Raw genomic sequence first — 14,464 nt, forward strand, 5'->3', positions numbered from 1 at the left:
GGTCGTGCGGTCCGTCGAGCGTAAGGCGCGAGAGCGCGGGTCGCTCCTCCGCCAGGGGCCGTTGTGGGCGAACTCACCTGCGCTGTCACCGGTTCGGCTGGACGTGGGGCGCACGGGGCGTGCGGGAGGGCGCGTGCGGGGCACGCGCGCTGATGCCGCCGGTACCGTCTACGTATGGACAGGTCCTGGTGGCTCGCGCTCGTGGCGGTGGTACTGCTCGCGCTCGTCGCGACGTTGGTCGACGGGTGGGGGCGGGGCCATCGGCGGCGCTCGGAGCGGAGGCGGCCGGGCGGTCCGGGGCGGCCTCCGGGACGGCCGCGCGGGCGTCGCGCCGGTGAGCGTCCCGGTACGGCCGGTGCGCGGGAGGCCGGGCCCCGGCCCGCGGAGATCTGGTGGGCGAACGTCCCCTACGAGGACGGGCCCGGGGGCAAGGACCGGCCGTGCCTGGTGCTGTCGGTGCGGGGCGGGCGGGCCCGGGTCGCGAAGATCACCAGCAAGTACCACGAGGAGCGCGGCGGGGTGATTCCGCTGCCGCCGGGGTCCGTGGGGGACGCGCGCGGGCGGACGAGCTACCTGGAGACGGACGAGGTGCGGGTGGTGCCGGTGGGGGAGTTCCGGCGGCGGGTGGGGGTTGTGGACGCGGGGGTCTGGGAGCGGGTGCGGGGCCTCACGGGGTGATGCCGGGAGTGATGCCGGGGGTGCCCCGGGCGCTCCCGGGGTTCCCCCTCCGGGGGCGGGGTCCCCGGCGCGCCCCGCCGGGCGGCATTGCCGGTGGGCGGTGGGGGTGTGGATCTCGCCCCCTCCGCCCCTTCCCTTCCCGACCTCCGGGGCTCCGCCCCGGGCCCCGCTCCTCAAGCGCCGGAGGGGCTGAAACGCCCTGAGGTGCTCTAGGCCCAGAGTTGGCCGTGGAGGGTTTCGATGGCTTCCTCTGTGGTGGGGGCCGTGTAGACGCCGGTGGAGAGGTACTTCCAGCCGCCGTCGGCCACCACGAAGACGATGTCGGCCTGCTCGCCCGCCTTGACCGCCTTCCTGCCGACGCCGATCGCGGCGTGCAGGGCCGCGCCGGTGGAGACGCCGGCGAAGATGCCCTCCTGCTGGAGCAGCTCGCGGGTGCGGGTGACCGCGTCGGCGGAGCCGACGGAGAAGCGGGTGGTGAGGACCGAGGCGTCGTACAGCTCGGGGACGAAGCCCTCGTCGAGGTTGCGCAGCCCGTAGACGAGGTCGTCGTAGCGCGGCTCGGCGGCGACGATCTTCACGTCCGGCTTGTTCTCGCGCAGGAAGCGGCCGACGCCCATGAGGGTGCCGGTGGTGCCGAGACCGGCGACGAAGTGGGTGACCGAGGGCAGGTCGGCGAGGATCTCGGGGCCGGTCGTCGCGTAGTGGGCGCCCGCGTTGTCCGGGTTGCCGTACTGGTAGAGCATCACCCAGTCCGGGTGCTCGGCGGAGAGCTCCTTGGCGACGCGTACGGCGGTGTTGGAGCCGCCCGCCGCCGGGGACGAGACGATCTCGGCGCCCCACATGGCGAGCAGGTCGCGGCGCTCCTGCGAGGTGTTCTCGGGCATCACGCAGACGATGCGGTAGCCCTTGAGCTTCGCCGCCATCGCGAGGGAGATGCCCGTGTTGCCGGACGTCGGTTCCAGGATCGTGCAGCCGGGGGTGAGACGGCCGTCCTTCTCCGCCTGCTCGATCATGTGCAGGGCGGGGCGGTCCTTGACCGAGCCGGTGGGGTTGCGGTCCTCGAGCTTCGCCCAGATACGGACGTCCTCGGACGGCGACAGCCGCGGCAGGCGCACCAGAGGGGTGTTGCCCACCGCGGCCAGCGGGGAGTCGTACCGCATGCCGATCAGGCCATACCGCCGGCGACGGCCGGCAGGATCGTGATGTTGTCGCCGTCGGCGAGCTTCGTGTTGATGCCGTCGAGGAAGCGGACGTCCTCGTCGTTCAGGTACACGTTCACGAAGCGGCGCAGTTCGCCGTTGTCGACGATGCGCGCCTGGATGCCCGTGTGGCGGGTCTCGAGGTCGGCGAAGAGCTCGGCGAGGGTGTCCCCGCCGCCCTCGACGGCCTTCTGGCCGTCGGTGTAGGTGCGGAGGATGGTGGGGATGCGGACCTCGATGGCCATGGTTGCGGGCTCCTGTCGGGAGGGAGTCGGGTCGGTGGGCGCGCGGTGCGGGGCCCCGGGGCCGTCGGCTGCTGGGCCTCGGGTCCGGGAGCGTCATGCGTGGCTCGCGGGGTGGCACGGCTTGCTCGGGTGCGGCGCCGCGGCTCACGAGCCGGACGGCGCAGGGGTCAGCGCCTACACAGGGCGCTGTTCAGCCTGCACAGGTCGACGTGCAGCCGCGCCACGAGCAGCATGCCCGGCGTCTTCTCGCTCACGTCATGGGAAACCATGGGGTCATCGTATCGATTCCCGGTCGCGGTCCCGGTATGTAATCTCGCATGCCGGACGGTCTGCGACCGGTGAGTGAGATCGGTGGGGCGGGGAGGTGCCGGGACGGTGGCCGTGGGGCGGGGCCGGGTGCGTGCCCCGTGGTGGTCACGGCGGCTGCCCCGCGGGCGTTCGGCCCGGTCAGTAGGCCTCCACGATCGTGACCTCCTCCTCCTTCACCTCGCCGTCCAGGATGCGGTACGAGCGGAACTGGAAGGGGCCGGCGTCGTCGGCGTCCGCCGTGGACACCAGGACGTAGTGGGCGCCGGGCTCGTTGGCGTACGAGATGTCGGTGCGGGACGGGTACGCCTCGGTCGCCGTGTGCGAGTGGTAGATGACCACGGGCTCCTCGTCGCGGTCGTCCATCTCGCGGTACAGCTTCAGCAGGTCGCCGGAGTCGAACTCGTAGAAGGTGGGCGAGCGGGCGGCGTTGAGCATCGGGATGAACCGCTCGGGGCGGCCGGAGCCGGCAGGCCCCGCGACGACGCCGCACGCCTCGTCGGGGTGGTCCTGGCGCGCGTGCGCGACGATCTGGTCGACGAGGGCCTGGGTGATGGTCAGCATGCCGGTCAGGATAAGCAGAAGGCCGCCCCGTACCGAAGGGTGGTACGGGGCGGCCCGGATGCCGGACGGGGGTGGCCCGTCCCGGGGAGTGCGGCGGTCCGGCGCGCCGGTCAGCCGACCTTCTCGAGGGCCGGCTCGCGGCGCTCGGTGACCTGCGGGTTACGGGCCTTCAGCGCGAACCAGCCGATGCCGAGGGCGGCGGCCCAGCCGGCCATCACGTACAGGCAGATGCGGGAGTCGGCGTCGTACGCGATGAGGCCGGTCACGAACAGCAGGAACGCGACGGCGACCCAGCTGAACTTCGCGCCGCCCGGGGCGGGGAAGGAGGACTGGGGCAGGCGTCCCGCCACGACCGCGCGGCGGTACAGGATGTGGCTGATCAGGATCATCAGCCAGGTCCAGATGCCGGCCGCGGTCGCCACCGAGGTGACGTAGCCGAAGGCCTTCTCCGGGACGACGTAGTTGAGGACCACGCCGATGCCCATGAAGAGCACGGAGACGGTGATGCCGAAGGCGGGGGTCCGCGAGCCGGACAGCCGGGAGAACACCTTGGGCGCCTCGCCGTTGTCGGCCAGCACGCGCAGCATCCGGCCGGTGGAGTACATGCCGGAGTTGCAGGACGACAGGGCGGCCGTGAGCACCACGAAGTTGACGATGCCGGCGCCGGCCGGGATGCCGATCTGCGCGAACGCCTCGACGAAGGGGCTGACCCCCGGCGCGAACTCGGTCCACTTCACGACGCAGAGGATGACGGTGAGGGCACCGACGTAGAAGAGCGCGATCCGCCAGGGCAGGGTGTTGATCGCCTTGGGGAGCGTCTTCTCCGGGTCCTCGGACTCGCCCGCGGTGACGCCGACGAGCTCGACGGCCAGGTAGGCGAACATGACGCCCTGGAGGGTCATCAGCGACGAGCCGACGCCCTTCGGGAAGATGCCGTCGAACTCCCAGAGGTTGGAGACGGCGGCGGTGTCACCCGCGGAGCTGAAGCCGAAGGTGAGGACGCCCAGGCCGATCACGATCATGCCGATCAGCGCGGTGACCTTGACCATCGAGAACCAGAACTCGATCTCGCCGAAGAGCTTCACCGAGATCAGGTTGGCCACGAAGAGGACCACCAGGAACACCAGCGCGGTGACCCACTGCGGGATGTCCGGGAACCAGTAGTGGACGTAGATCGCGGCGGCGGTGAGTTCCGCCATGCCCGTGACCACCCACATCAGCCAGTACGTCCAGGCCGTGAAGTAGCCGAAGAACGGGCCGAGGAACTCGCGGGAGTACTCCGCGAAGGAGCCCGAGACCGGGCGGTAGAGCAGGAGCTCGCCGAGCGCCCGCATGATGAAGAAGATGATCACGCCCGCGAGGGCGTACATGAAGATGAGACTGGGGCCGGCCTTGGCGATGTTCGCCCCGGCTCCCAGGAAGAGGCCGACGCCGATGGCGCCGCCGATCGCGATCATCTGGACCTGACGGCTGCCGAGCCCGCGCTCGTACCCCTCCTCGGGGGTCTCGCCGCCCACGGCCTCACTGCCGTCGTTCTCCTTGGCGACCTGCGATGAGGTCATGTGTGGTGCGCCTTCCTCCATGCCGATCCGAGCCGTCTGCGTGGCCTCGGGTCGGGTTCCGATCCCCCCGGATTGATGGAGCTGTGCCGTGCCGGCGGTCCGCCGGCGTGCTGGCGCACCCGACCGGACATGGGTGGTGTCCTGTCGGGCGGTCGTGAAGATTTATCACGGCCGCGGCACTGATCGACTGAGGAACATGTGGCGCACACCACAGGGAGAAGCGGACAAAGGTTCCCTAGCGGGCCATAGGCGCCCACAGCGGTGACGCGATCGTTATCCGGATTTGAGTGTCCGTTGAGCGAACACAAAACCCGCACAAACCATCGCGATCAGGTCATGAGTGTGGAGACCAGGGACTCCTGGAGACCGCCGAGCCAGAGGTACGCCATGACCATCGGCTTGCGCGGGTCCTCGTCCGGGAGCCGGTACAGGAGGTCGGTGTCCTCCTCGTCGGCGACCTCCAGCCGGGAGCCGATCGCCAGCCGCAGGTCGTTGAGGGCGCGCAGCCACTCCTCGGACTGCTCCCGGGAGAGCTCGAGGACCGCTCCCCCGTCACCCCCGGGGCTGAGCGCGTCCAGCGAACGGATGACGGTGAGCGCGGTCTCCCGCTTGCCGGCCCGCAGGTCGTTCTCGGTGAAGCGGCGGAACTCGGACGAGTACGCGCGCCGCTCCTCCGCCTGCTCCGGCGGGCCGGACTCCGCGTCGGGGCCGCCGTAGGCGTCGGGGAACAGGCGCTGCAGGACGGGGTCGGACGGCGGTTCGCTCGGCCCCTCCGCGAAGAGCTCGGCGAGCGGGTCGTCGGGGGCGTTCTCCGCCGGACCGGGACCGATGAGCTCCAGGAGCTGCACGGCGAGGGAGCGGATGATGGAGATCTCGACCTCGTCGAGCGCGACGGCCGCGCCGCCGCCGGTGAGCGGTTCGAAGATTCCGGGCATGGAGTGAGTTCGCTACTTCCGGTGGTGTCCGGGGGCTGCCTACTTGCGGTCCTGCTGGAGGGTGGCCCACAGGCCGTAGCCGTGCATGGCCTGCACGTCGCGCTCCATCTCCTCGCGGGTCCCGCTGGACACGACCGCCCTGCCCTTGTGGTGGACGTCGAGCATGAGCTTGGTGGCCTTGTCCTTCGTGTAGCCGAAGTACGACTGGAAGACGTAGGTCACGTAGCTCATCAGGTTGACCGGGTCGTTGTGGACGATCGTCACCCAGGGGACGTCCGGCTCGGGTACGGCGAAGACCTCCTCCGCCGACTCGGTCTTCTCGATCTCTAGGGGTGCGGGAGCCGTCACACGGCCCATGCTGCCACCACAGGGGGCCACTCGCACAAACGCGCCGCACGGACGGGTGGCCGGACGGGCACGGAGGGGCGGCCCACCGATGCGGGCACCTAAATCGTCAAACTGACGAGATGGGGGTAGGATCCCGCTCCATGAACACAGCGGACCTTGGCCTGCCGGTGGATGTCCCGTCGACGGCGCTCTTCACGGACCACTACGAGTTGACGATGCTGCAGGCCGCCCTCGCCGGCGGGACCGCGGACCGGCGTTCGGTCTTCGAGGTCTTCACCCGCCGCCTGCCGGAGGGGCGCCGCTACGGCGTCGTGGCGGGCACCGGCCGCGTCCTGGACGCCGTGGAGAACTTCCGCTTCGACGCGGACGTCCTCGGCTTCCTGCGGGAGCGGCGGGTCGTGGACGAGCCGACGCTGGAGTGGCTCGCCTCGTACCGCTTCGGCGGGGACGTCTGGGGCTACCCGGAGGGCGAGGTCTACTTCCCGGGGTCGCCGATCCTGCGCGTCGAGGGGTCCTTCGCGGAGTGCGTGCTCCTGGAGACCGTGATCCTCTCGATCCTGAACCACGACTCGGCGATCGCCGCGGCGGCCTCCCGGATGTCCTCGGCGGCCGGCGACCGGCCGCTGATCGAGATGGGCGCCCGCCGGACCCACGAGCTGGCCGCCGTCGCCGCCTCCCGTGCCGCGTACGTCGGCGGTTTCGCGACCACCTCCGACCTGGCCGCCGGTTTCCGCTACGGCATCCCGACCGTCGGCACCAGCGCCCACGCGTTCACGCTGGTCCACGACCGGGAGCGGGACGCCTTCCAGGCCCAGGTGACCTCACTGGGCCGGGACACCACCCTGCTGGTCGACACGTACGACGTCGAGGAGGCCGTCCGCACGGCCGTCGAGATCGCCGGACCGGAGCTCGGCGCCGTCCGCATCGACTCCGGGGACCTGCTCCTGGTCGCGCACCGGGTGCGGCAGCAGCTGGACGAGCTGGGCGCCACCGCCACGAAGATCGTCGTGACCTCGGACCTGGACGAGTACGCGATCGCCTCGCTGCGGGCGGCGCCCGTGGACGCCTACGGCGTGGGCACCCAGCTGGTGACGGGATCCGGCCATCCGACGTGTTCGATGGTCTACAAGCTGGTCGCCCGTGCCACGTCGGCGGACCCGGAGGCTCCGCTGGAGCCCGTGGCCAAGCGGTCGAGCGGCGGGAAGACGTCCGTCGGCGGCCGCAAGTGGGCCGCGCGGCGCCTCGACGGGCACGGCACGGCCGAGGCCGAGGTGATCGGAACGGGACCCGTGCCCGCCACGCTGGAGGACCGGCTGCTGCTGGTCCGGCTGATAGAGGGCGGCCGGGTCGTCTCCCGCGAGCCCCTCGACGTGGTCCGTGACCGGCACGCGGCCGCCCGCGCCGGCCTGCCGCTGTCGGCGACCCAGCTCTCCCGAGGGGAAGCGGTCATTCCGACCGAATACGTCTGATCCCCGGACGTGACGCCGGGCGGGCGGGGGCGGGGCAGGGCCGTGGGCCGGCTCCGGCCACGCCCGGCCCGCCGCGAATGAACGCCCGGCGGGCGGGAAGGCAACGGCAACGGGCCTTCCGTCCGTGCGCACCCCCTCCCGGTGGGCCCGCGAAGTCTCTAGGCTCGGTCCATCGGCCGGGCACCGACACCGATCCCCGTACCGCCGATCCCAGAGTCGAAGGACACCGACCATGCGCCGCGCCTTGATCGTCGTAGACGTGCAGAACGACTTCTGCCAAGGAGGCAGCCTCCCGGTGGCCGGGGGCGGCGACGTGGCCGCCGCGATCACCGAGCTGATCGGCCAGTCGGCCCCCGGCTACCGCCATGTCGTGGCGACCCGCGACCACCACATCGCGCCCGGCGGCCACTTCGCCGACAACCCGGACTTCGTCCACTCCTGGCCCGCGCACTGCGTGGCCGGCACCGAGGGCGTCGGCTTCCATCCGAACTTCGCCCCGGCCGTCGCCTCCGGCGCCATCGACGCCGTGTTCGACAAGGGTGCGTACGCGGCGGCGTACAGCGGATTCGAGGGCGCCGACGAGAACGGCGTCGGGCTCGCCGACTGGCTGCGCGAGCGCGGGATCGACGAGGTCGACGTCGTCGGCATCGCCACGGACCACTGCGTACGGGCGACCGCGCTGGACGCCGCCCGCGAGGGCTTCCGCACGCAGGTGCTGCTCGACCTGACCGCGGGCGTCGCCGAGGGCACCACCGAACGCGCGCTGGAGGAACTGCGCGCGGCGGGGGTGGAGCTCACCGGCAAGCCGGTGGTCTGACGACCGCGGACCCGGCCGTCCCCCTTCCGCGGCCCTGACGGAGGGGCGGAGTCACAGCCCCTGGGGTGCCGTCGGCCGTCGGAGCAGCGCGCGGATGGGGTGCCACAGCTCCTGCGCGCGCTCCGGCCCCGCGAGGCTCCCGGCGGTCACACCGGTGTCCGGCGCCGTGCGCCAGACCAGGCCGTCCGGGTGGTGCAGCACGGCGGTGACCTCGTCGGGGCTGGGCGGCTGGGCGTTGCCGCGGAGGTAGACGGCGCGCAGGCCCAGGTTGCGCAGCCGGGTCAGCGCGCGGGCGCGGTTGCGCGCGTGCACGAGCACGCGCACGGACGCCGTACGGCCGCCGGCGCCGGAGGGGACGGGCAGGTTCAACGCCACCACCACGTCGCCGTTCGGCAGCTTGCAGAAACCTCCTGCGGCCATCAGGTCACACCCCCGTACGCGTCGGTGTCAATAAGGAAGTCACAGCACGCACCTAAACACGATCGGCCGCAACCCGCCAGGGGGTTGCGGCCGATCATGCTCTGACCTGCGGAGATGTCAGTTACTTCTTGGAGGCACCGACCTCGATCTCGATCGTCGAACCGCTGTGCGGCTCCTTGACGATCTTGATCTTGGTGTTGGTGTCAGCGACCTGAACGCTTCCGGTCGGGTTCGCCGGGTCGTAGTACGAGCCCCGGTGGTCGTCGAAGGCCGAGACGCCCTTCTGCGACCGGACCTTCAGCGCGACGTCGGCCTTGTGCAGCGTGAAGGCGTCGGTGCTGTAGCGGCTGAAGGTGGAGTCGAAGGTCTGGATCTTGTTGCGGACGAGCGTGCCGTCCTTCCACTTCATGGCCTTCGCGTGCGCGTCCACCGGCAGGATCAGACCGGAGCCCGGGTGCACGCTGGTGTTGTTGTCGGCCTGGGAGGTGTCCCACTGCCAGATCAGCAGACCGTTCTGGTAGGGGTAGTGCTCGACCCAGTCCGGACGGGTCGTCGAGAAGCCGAAGTTGTACGGGCCGACCTTGAGGGTCTTGTCGTACGAGACGTACTGGCGGTTCTCGGCGATGTAGTACTGCGCGTAGTCCTTGGTGAAGGACGCGCCGATCCGGGAGAAGCCGTTCGCCTTCCAGGCGGCGTCGGCGGTCTCGGCGTTGTCCGTGAAGAGGGCCGAGCCGTCGGCGGTCACGGAGATCTCGTCGGCCGCGAAGCCCTTCTGGGCCACTCCGCCGTCGGTGGCGTAGCGGAAGCGCACGTCGATCTTCTTGCCCGCGTAGGCGTCGAGCGGGAAGGACAGCTTCTCGTACGCGGCCGTGGTGCCGGTCAGCGCCGGCTTGTCGCTGCCGTCGCGCGGGATGGCCGCGCCGTCGGCCGTGCCGTCGAGGGCGGTCCAGTTGGCGCCGCCGTCGGTGGACACCTCGGTGTAGAGGTAGTCGTAACCCTCCTCGATGTCCCACCAGCCGTCGAGGGTCAGCGCGGCCTTCGACTTGCCGGTCAGGTCGACCGAACGGGTCAGCGTGTTCTTGAGGTTGTCACCGCTGCCGCTCCACCACTGGTTGGCACCCTGCGCCGGGGTGACGACCTCGGTGGTGACCGCCTTGCTGGGCAGCGTGACGACCAGCGCCTGCTTGTACTTGGTGTTGTACTCGGCCACACCCAGCTTGTGCCAGGACTTCACCGCGGCCTTGGCGGTGTCGTAGTTCAGCCAGCCCAGCTGCAGCTTGTCCCAGGCGTTCATGTCGCCGGGCATGTCGCCGATCGCTTCCTTGCCCGTGCCGAGCCAGGAACCGGCCGACATCAGCGTCCAGAAGCCGGTGGCGTTGTCGCCGCCCGCGGTGTCGTACTCGTCCGGCAGGCCCAGGTCGTGGCCGTACTCGTGCGCGTAGACGCCGAGTCCGCCGTTCTCGGGCTGGATCGTGTAGTCGCCGACCCAGATGCCGGTGTCGCCGATCTGCGCGCCGCCGAGCTTGTTCTCCGACGGGCCCGTGGCGCCCGCGTCGGTGCCGAACGCGTACCAGCGGTGCGCCCAGATCGCGTTCTCGCCCTGGACGCCGCCACCGGCGGACTCGTCCTCACCGGCGTGCACGATCTGGAAGTGGTCGATGTAGCCGTCCGGCTCGTTGAAGTCGCCGTCGCCGTCGTAGTCGTACCTGTCCCACTTGTCGTAGTTGGCCAGGTCCGCCTTGATGTCGGCGTCGGACGCGCCGGCCGCCTTCTGCTGCTCGACCCAGGCGGTGACGCCGTCGCTGACGACGTTCCAGACGCTGGAGCAGTTGGTGGAACCGCAGTAGTTCGAGCCGTAACGGGCCTCGTTGTACGGGACCTTGACCCAGTTGGAGACCTCGCCGTCGACCGAGTAGCGGCCCGAGGACTGCTTCTCGTAGAACTTCTTCAGCGACTCGGTCTTGCTGCCGGTGCCGAAGTAGAGGTCCTGGAAGTGCTTCTGGTTGTAGTCCTTCTGCCAGGCCGTGCTGTTGTCCTTCTTGCGGTCCGGCGCGGCTATCTCGTTGTGCTTGGGGCCGGCCTCGCCGCCGTACCTGCTGTCGACCTTGTCGCCGAACTCGACCAGGATGGTGAAGATCTTGTCGGTCTTCTCCCGGCCCAGCTCGACGTACTTGTCCTTGCCCTTGAGCTTGACGACCTTGGAACCGTCGCGGTTCTTGGCCTTCGCGTCGCCGGATATGACCTGGTTCAGGGCTTCCTGGCGCTGAGCGTCCTGCGTCTTGCTGAGGGGGCCGTCGAGGTCGTGTTCGACCTGCTTGCCGACCTCCAGCGGGTCGTGGCGGTCCACCTTCGCCGACGACGGTGCGTCATCGGCCTGCGCCACGGCGAACGTCGAGAACCCGGCGGTGGCCGTCGCCAGGGCGACACCCACGGCTGCCGCTCTGAACGTCCATGGTCTGCTGATCACTTGATGTCCTCCCCCGCGCCCGTTCGCGCGGATGGGGGTCCGAGTGATTGGAGGTCCGCGCGCGGTGTACGCGTGTCAAGTGACGTCATTTGACCGGAGTTACCGAAGAAAAGACAGACCTTGACTTGAACAGGCCAAGTGCACTATGCAGGGACGCTTGTTCGGATTCCGGACGGCATATGACCGACATGTGGACACCCAAACGTTGCCGGACGGACACCGGGGCGGGAACGGCGGGTGTCCGGCGAGCCGCCCGTGCGCCGCACAACAGGCGCGTTCACCACCGGAGTCGGCGGAGGCCGTGACTCCGTGCGCCCCCTGTGCACCGGCACTGTGGGTTAGGTCATGCTTACCGCATGTTCCACTCGGGCATGCAGCGGAATAGAGTCGATGGGCGAAGCGTCGGAAGTCGGCGGAAAGTCCAGTCGACACCGTTGTCTCACCCCAGATTCTGTCCGCCCCCTCCCCCATCGCGAGAGGCCCCGGGGGGAGACCCCCACCCCGAGGAATGGCCATGCCTCGTCCGACCGCCGCACAGCTCGCCTACGGTTCCTGCACCGTGATCTTCTCCACTCTCGCCATGCTGCTGCTGTCACAGACGAGTTCGGGACTGGGGATCACCGTGATCACCCTCGCCGCTCTCGCCCTCGGTCTGCTCGTCGCCCGGACGGTCCCGCTGCCGTCGAAACCGGCGTCGGCGGGTGCCGTCCGGACCGCTGCGCCCGGCGCGACGAGCGCCTCGCCCACGGCCGGTGGTCCGCCCGCCGGCCCGAGCGCCGCGCCTGCCCCGTCCCCGGCCGCCTCCACCGCATCCACCACCTCCGCCAAGTCGACGCGTTCCACGATCGGTTCGGCCGCCGCCTCGGCGGCGACGGTCGGCTCCCGGGAGGGGCGCCTGTCGGTGTGACGACGTGGCCCGGCCGGTGCCTTCTCGTCCGGTGCCTCAGTCGGTGCTGACCACCACCGTCTTGGCCGCCTTGTCGTGCAGGCCCTGCTTGAAGGGCTTGTCGAAGAAGCTCCAGCCGCCCGCGATCGCCGTCCAGACGCAGAAGCAGCAGAACGCGAACGGGATCCACAGCACGGCCGCGCGGATCAGCGAGGTCTGCACGGAGGGCGTGGAGCCGTTGTCCAGGTCGGCGACGCGCAGGTGCATCAGCCTCTTGCCGAGGGTCTGCCCCCTCTTGGCGGTCATGTAGGTGTCGTACGCGATGTACAGCACGGCGGCGACCGCCTCGCGCCCGAACGACGCGCCGTACTGGATCCGGTCCGCGTCCACCGTGTACTGGCTGAACCCGAAGGCCCACGACAGCAGACCCACCACGATGCCCACCAGGATCATGTCGAGGATCCTGGCCAGCACCCGCTTGCCGCTGTCGGCCAGCGGAGGCATCCCGGCGAGCGGATCGGCCCCGAACGGACCACCGCCGTACGGGCCGCCGCCCCCGCCGTAGGGACCGCCAGCACCGCCGTACGGGCTGCCGCCTCCCGTGCCGTAGGGGCTGCCTCCGCCCGGGGGCGGGGGCTGGTCGTAGGGGGAACCGCTGCCCTCGCCCGACGACGGCGGCTGCTTCCTGAACGGGTCGTCGTCCGGTGGCTGACCGGAGCCGGGGGGCGGCGGTTCGGTGCTCATGGCCCGAGTCGATACCGAACCCTCCCCGTCCGCATCCGGCGAGCGGCCGTCCGGAGTAAAGGATCACGCACCCGGGCAGGGGCCCTGCCGCTCGGCCCGTGCTCAGCCCGCCACGAAGGTGTGCGCCGCCTTGTCGTGCCAGCACTGGCGCCAGGGTTTGTCGAACACGCACCACACGACGCCCACGATCCCCACGACCAGCAGCCCCGGCACGCTGTAGACGAGCCAGCGGCGCAGCGCCGAGCCGAACGACGGCGGCTCGTGGGCCTCGATGTCCCACACCTCGATGCCGCACAGCTTCTTGCCGAGCGTGCGGCCCCACCGGGCGGTGGGCAGCGCCTCGTAGACGACGCCGACCGCCAGCAGTACGGCCAGGACGATGCCGAGGCAGCTCGCGGTCCTGCCGTCGAGCAGCCAGACCGTGACGGTGCGGCCGGAGAGCTTGGCCGCGTCGATCTTGTCGTTCACGTGGTCGACGGCCTTGGTGCCCAGCGGTACGGCGGCCACCGCGGTGACCGCTGCCAGGACCGCCGTGTCCACCACTCGCGCCGCCAGCCGCCGGCCGAGGCCCGCCGGGCGGGCCGCCGCCTGGGCTCGCGCCGCCGCCTGGAAGACGTCGTCGACGGGCGGCTTCCACGGCGTGACGGGCTGCTCGCCGCCGTCCCCCGCCAGCCGGTGCACCTGCTGCGCCCACGAGGGCTGGCCGCCTCCGGACCCGCTGGTCACGGGCGCCGCGCCGGCTCCCGGACCGGCCGCGGGTCCCGGGGCGGCCCCGGCCGCGCCGCCGGTCTGCGCGGGGACGGAGGGTGCGGTGGGCGCGGCCGGAGCCGCGGCCTGCTGCGGGAGCGAGGGCGCCGCCTGCCGCTGCGGGCCCGGGGGCCGCGCCGCGGGCGCGGCGCCCGGGCCGAGACCCAGGGCCTGCTGAGCGGCGGCCTGCGCGCCCGACGGCCGCGCCGGACCCGCCTGACCCGCCTGCCCCGCCGCGGGCTCCTCCGCGCGTGCCGGGGCCGTACCGAAGGTCATCGTGCCGTCGGAGCGCCCCGTGCCCGGGGCGGCCGTCTCCGGCCTGCCCTGACCCGGCGTCTGACGACGGAACACCACGGTCCCGTCGGAGGCGGGCGGCTGCGAGCCGTCCGGCTCGACCGGGGGGATCGACGCCGTCCCGTCGGTGCGGGCCGAGCGGCCCGTGGGCCGGGCGGGCCCGTCGGCCGGCTCCGCCGCGCGCGGCACCCGGGGGTCGGCTCCGGCGGGCGCGCCCCAGGAGACGCGCCGGTCCTGGTCGCCGCCGAAGCCGGACTGCCGGGACCGGTCGGCGCCCCAGGCGGAGGCGGGCTCGGGACGGCTGCCGTGCTGGGCGTCGGCCGGGCCGGGGCCGCGGGGGGCGGCGGCGGGCCCGGGGTCCTCGTCGAAGAAGTGCGGGCCCGTCTCCTCCGTCGCGGCGGGGCCGTGGGGAGCGGCGGGCGCGGGTGCCGGGCGCGCGCCGGGCGGCGGTGCGAGCGGTTCGCCGTCGGACGGGGCCGGACGGCTGGTGCCCGGCACCCAGGCGGCGCCGTTCCAGTACCGGACGTATCCAGGAATGGACGGGTCCGGGTAGTACCCGTCGCGGGGTCTGTCGTCACCGGGGGCCGGGGTTGGGGCGCTCATGTCCGTCGTCCCGTATCTGCTCGGGGGTCTGTTGGGGGATCCACATCTATCAGACCCACGCGCGCGTGAGGGCCCCTCCCGCCGTACCCACTCCTTTCGGGCACGGTTCCGCTCGGGGTTACGGCACGAGTTCCCTGGCTTGTTCCGGGAAAGGACGGGAACCGGTCGAAAAGAAACCCA

The 14,464-nt window shown here is 71.4% G+C and carries 15 protein-coding genes; 4 read left to right on the plus strand and 11 right to left on the minus strand.

Annotated elements, in window-relative coordinates:
- The first annotated feature begins 174 nt into the window (after positions 1-174).
- Positions 175-678 carry a type II toxin-antitoxin system PemK/MazF family toxin gene (locus ACFY93_RS26450; RefSeq protein ID WP_391363480.1) on the plus strand — a complete coding sequence of 168 codons (504 nt, stop codon included), beginning with the start codon at positions 175-177 and terminating at the stop codon, positions 676-678.
- Positions 679-887: 209 nt separating this feature from the next.
- Here ACFY93_RS26450 and ACFY93_RS26455 read toward each other — a convergent pair whose 3' ends face one another.
- The 7 genes from ACFY93_RS26455 to clpS all read right to left on the minus strand — a co-directional run bounded on the left by ACFY93_RS26455 (position 888) and on the right by clpS (position 5,846).
- A complete protein-coding gene (locus tag ACFY93_RS26455) occupies positions 888-1,838 on the minus strand; it encodes a cysteine synthase (RefSeq protein WP_391363482.1) in 951 nt (316 codons plus the stop codon).
- A gap of 5 nt (positions 1,839-1,843) precedes the next feature.
- Positions 1,844-2,122: a MoaD/ThiS family protein gene (locus ACFY93_RS26460; RefSeq protein ID WP_391363484.1), complete on the minus strand. Its 279-nt coding sequence runs from the start codon at positions 2,120-2,122 to the stop codon at positions 1,844-1,846.
- A gap of 167 nt (positions 2,123-2,289) precedes the next feature.
- A complete protein-coding gene (locus ACFY93_RS26465) occupies positions 2,290-2,391 on the minus strand; it encodes a putative leader peptide (protein ID WP_391363486.1) in 102 nt (33 codons plus the stop codon).
- A gap of 178 nt (positions 2,392-2,569) precedes the next feature.
- Positions 2,570-2,992: a Mov34/MPN/PAD-1 family protein gene (locus ACFY93_RS26470; protein WP_391363488.1), complete on the minus strand. Its 423-nt coding sequence runs from the start codon at positions 2,990-2,992 to the stop codon at positions 2,570-2,572.
- 110 nt (positions 2,993-3,102) lie between these two features.
- Positions 3,103-4,554 (minus strand): amino acid permease, encoded by a 1,452-nt coding sequence (locus ACFY93_RS26475; protein WP_391363490.1) that lies wholly within the window; start codon positions 4,552-4,554, stop codon positions 3,103-3,105.
- Between the two features lie 329 nt (positions 4,555-4,883).
- Positions 4,884-5,489 carry a DUF2017 family protein gene (locus tag ACFY93_RS26480; protein WP_391363492.1) on the minus strand — a complete coding sequence of 202 codons (606 nt, stop codon included), beginning with the start codon at positions 5,487-5,489 and terminating at the stop codon, positions 4,884-4,886.
- Between the two features lie 39 nt (positions 5,490-5,528).
- Entirely contained in the window at positions 5,529-5,846 is a 318-nt protein-coding gene (gene clpS, locus ACFY93_RS26485; RefSeq protein ID WP_351315667.1) for an ATP-dependent Clp protease adapter ClpS, read from the minus strand.
- Between the two features lie 131 nt (positions 5,847-5,977).
- On the opposite strand from clpS, the gene ACFY93_RS26490 reads away from it, so the two are divergent.
- Positions 5,978-7,306 carry a nicotinate phosphoribosyltransferase gene (locus tag ACFY93_RS26490; RefSeq protein WP_391363495.1) on the plus strand — a complete coding sequence of 443 codons (1,329 nt, stop codon included), beginning with the start codon at positions 5,978-5,980 and terminating at the stop codon, positions 7,304-7,306.
- Between the two features lie 232 nt (positions 7,307-7,538).
- On the plus strand, positions 7,539-8,123 hold the full coding sequence (locus tag ACFY93_RS26495) for an isochorismatase family protein (RefSeq protein ID WP_391363496.1): 585 nt from the start codon (positions 7,539-7,541) through the stop codon (positions 8,121-8,123).
- Between the two features lie 51 nt (positions 8,124-8,174).
- Here ACFY93_RS26495 and ACFY93_RS26500 read toward each other — a convergent pair whose 3' ends face one another.
- Both ACFY93_RS26500 and ACFY93_RS26505 read right to left on the minus strand, forming a co-directional pair.
- A complete protein-coding gene (locus tag ACFY93_RS26500; RefSeq protein WP_391363498.1) occupies positions 8,175-8,543 on the minus strand; it encodes a hypothetical protein in 369 nt (122 codons plus the stop codon).
- 121 nt (positions 8,544-8,664) lie between these two features.
- The gene (locus tag ACFY93_RS26505; RefSeq protein WP_391363500.1) at positions 8,665-11,010 is read right to left on the minus strand and encodes an immune inhibitor A domain-containing protein; all 2,346 of its coding nucleotides are present in this window, start codon (positions 11,008-11,010) and stop codon (positions 8,665-8,667) included.
- A 514-nt stretch (positions 11,011-11,524) separates the two neighbouring features.
- On the opposite strand from ACFY93_RS26505, the gene ACFY93_RS26510 reads away from it, so the two are divergent.
- Positions 11,525-11,917: a hypothetical protein gene (locus ACFY93_RS26510; RefSeq protein ID WP_391363502.1), complete on the plus strand. Its 393-nt coding sequence runs from the start codon at positions 11,525-11,527 to the stop codon at positions 11,915-11,917.
- Between the two features lie 36 nt (positions 11,918-11,953).
- Here the strand turns inward: ACFY93_RS26510 and ACFY93_RS26515 are convergent, their stop codons facing one another.
- Together ACFY93_RS26515 and ACFY93_RS26520 are read right to left on the minus strand one after the other, a co-directional pair.
- Positions 11,954-12,640, minus strand: coding sequence for an RDD family protein (locus tag ACFY93_RS26515; protein WP_391363504.1), 687 nt, complete (start codon positions 12,638-12,640; stop codon positions 11,954-11,956).
- Between the two features lie 102 nt (positions 12,641-12,742).
- Positions 12,743-14,284 (minus strand): RDD family protein, encoded by a 1,542-nt coding sequence (locus ACFY93_RS26520; RefSeq protein ID WP_391363506.1) that lies wholly within the window; start codon positions 14,282-14,284, stop codon positions 12,743-12,745.
- Between the last annotated feature and the right edge of the window lie 180 nt (positions 14,285-14,464).

It is taken from the genome of Streptomyces sp. NPDC008313 (assembly GCF_042956125.1).
Taxonomy (GTDB): domain Bacteria; phylum Actinomycetota; class Actinomycetes; order Streptomycetales; family Streptomycetaceae; genus Streptomyces.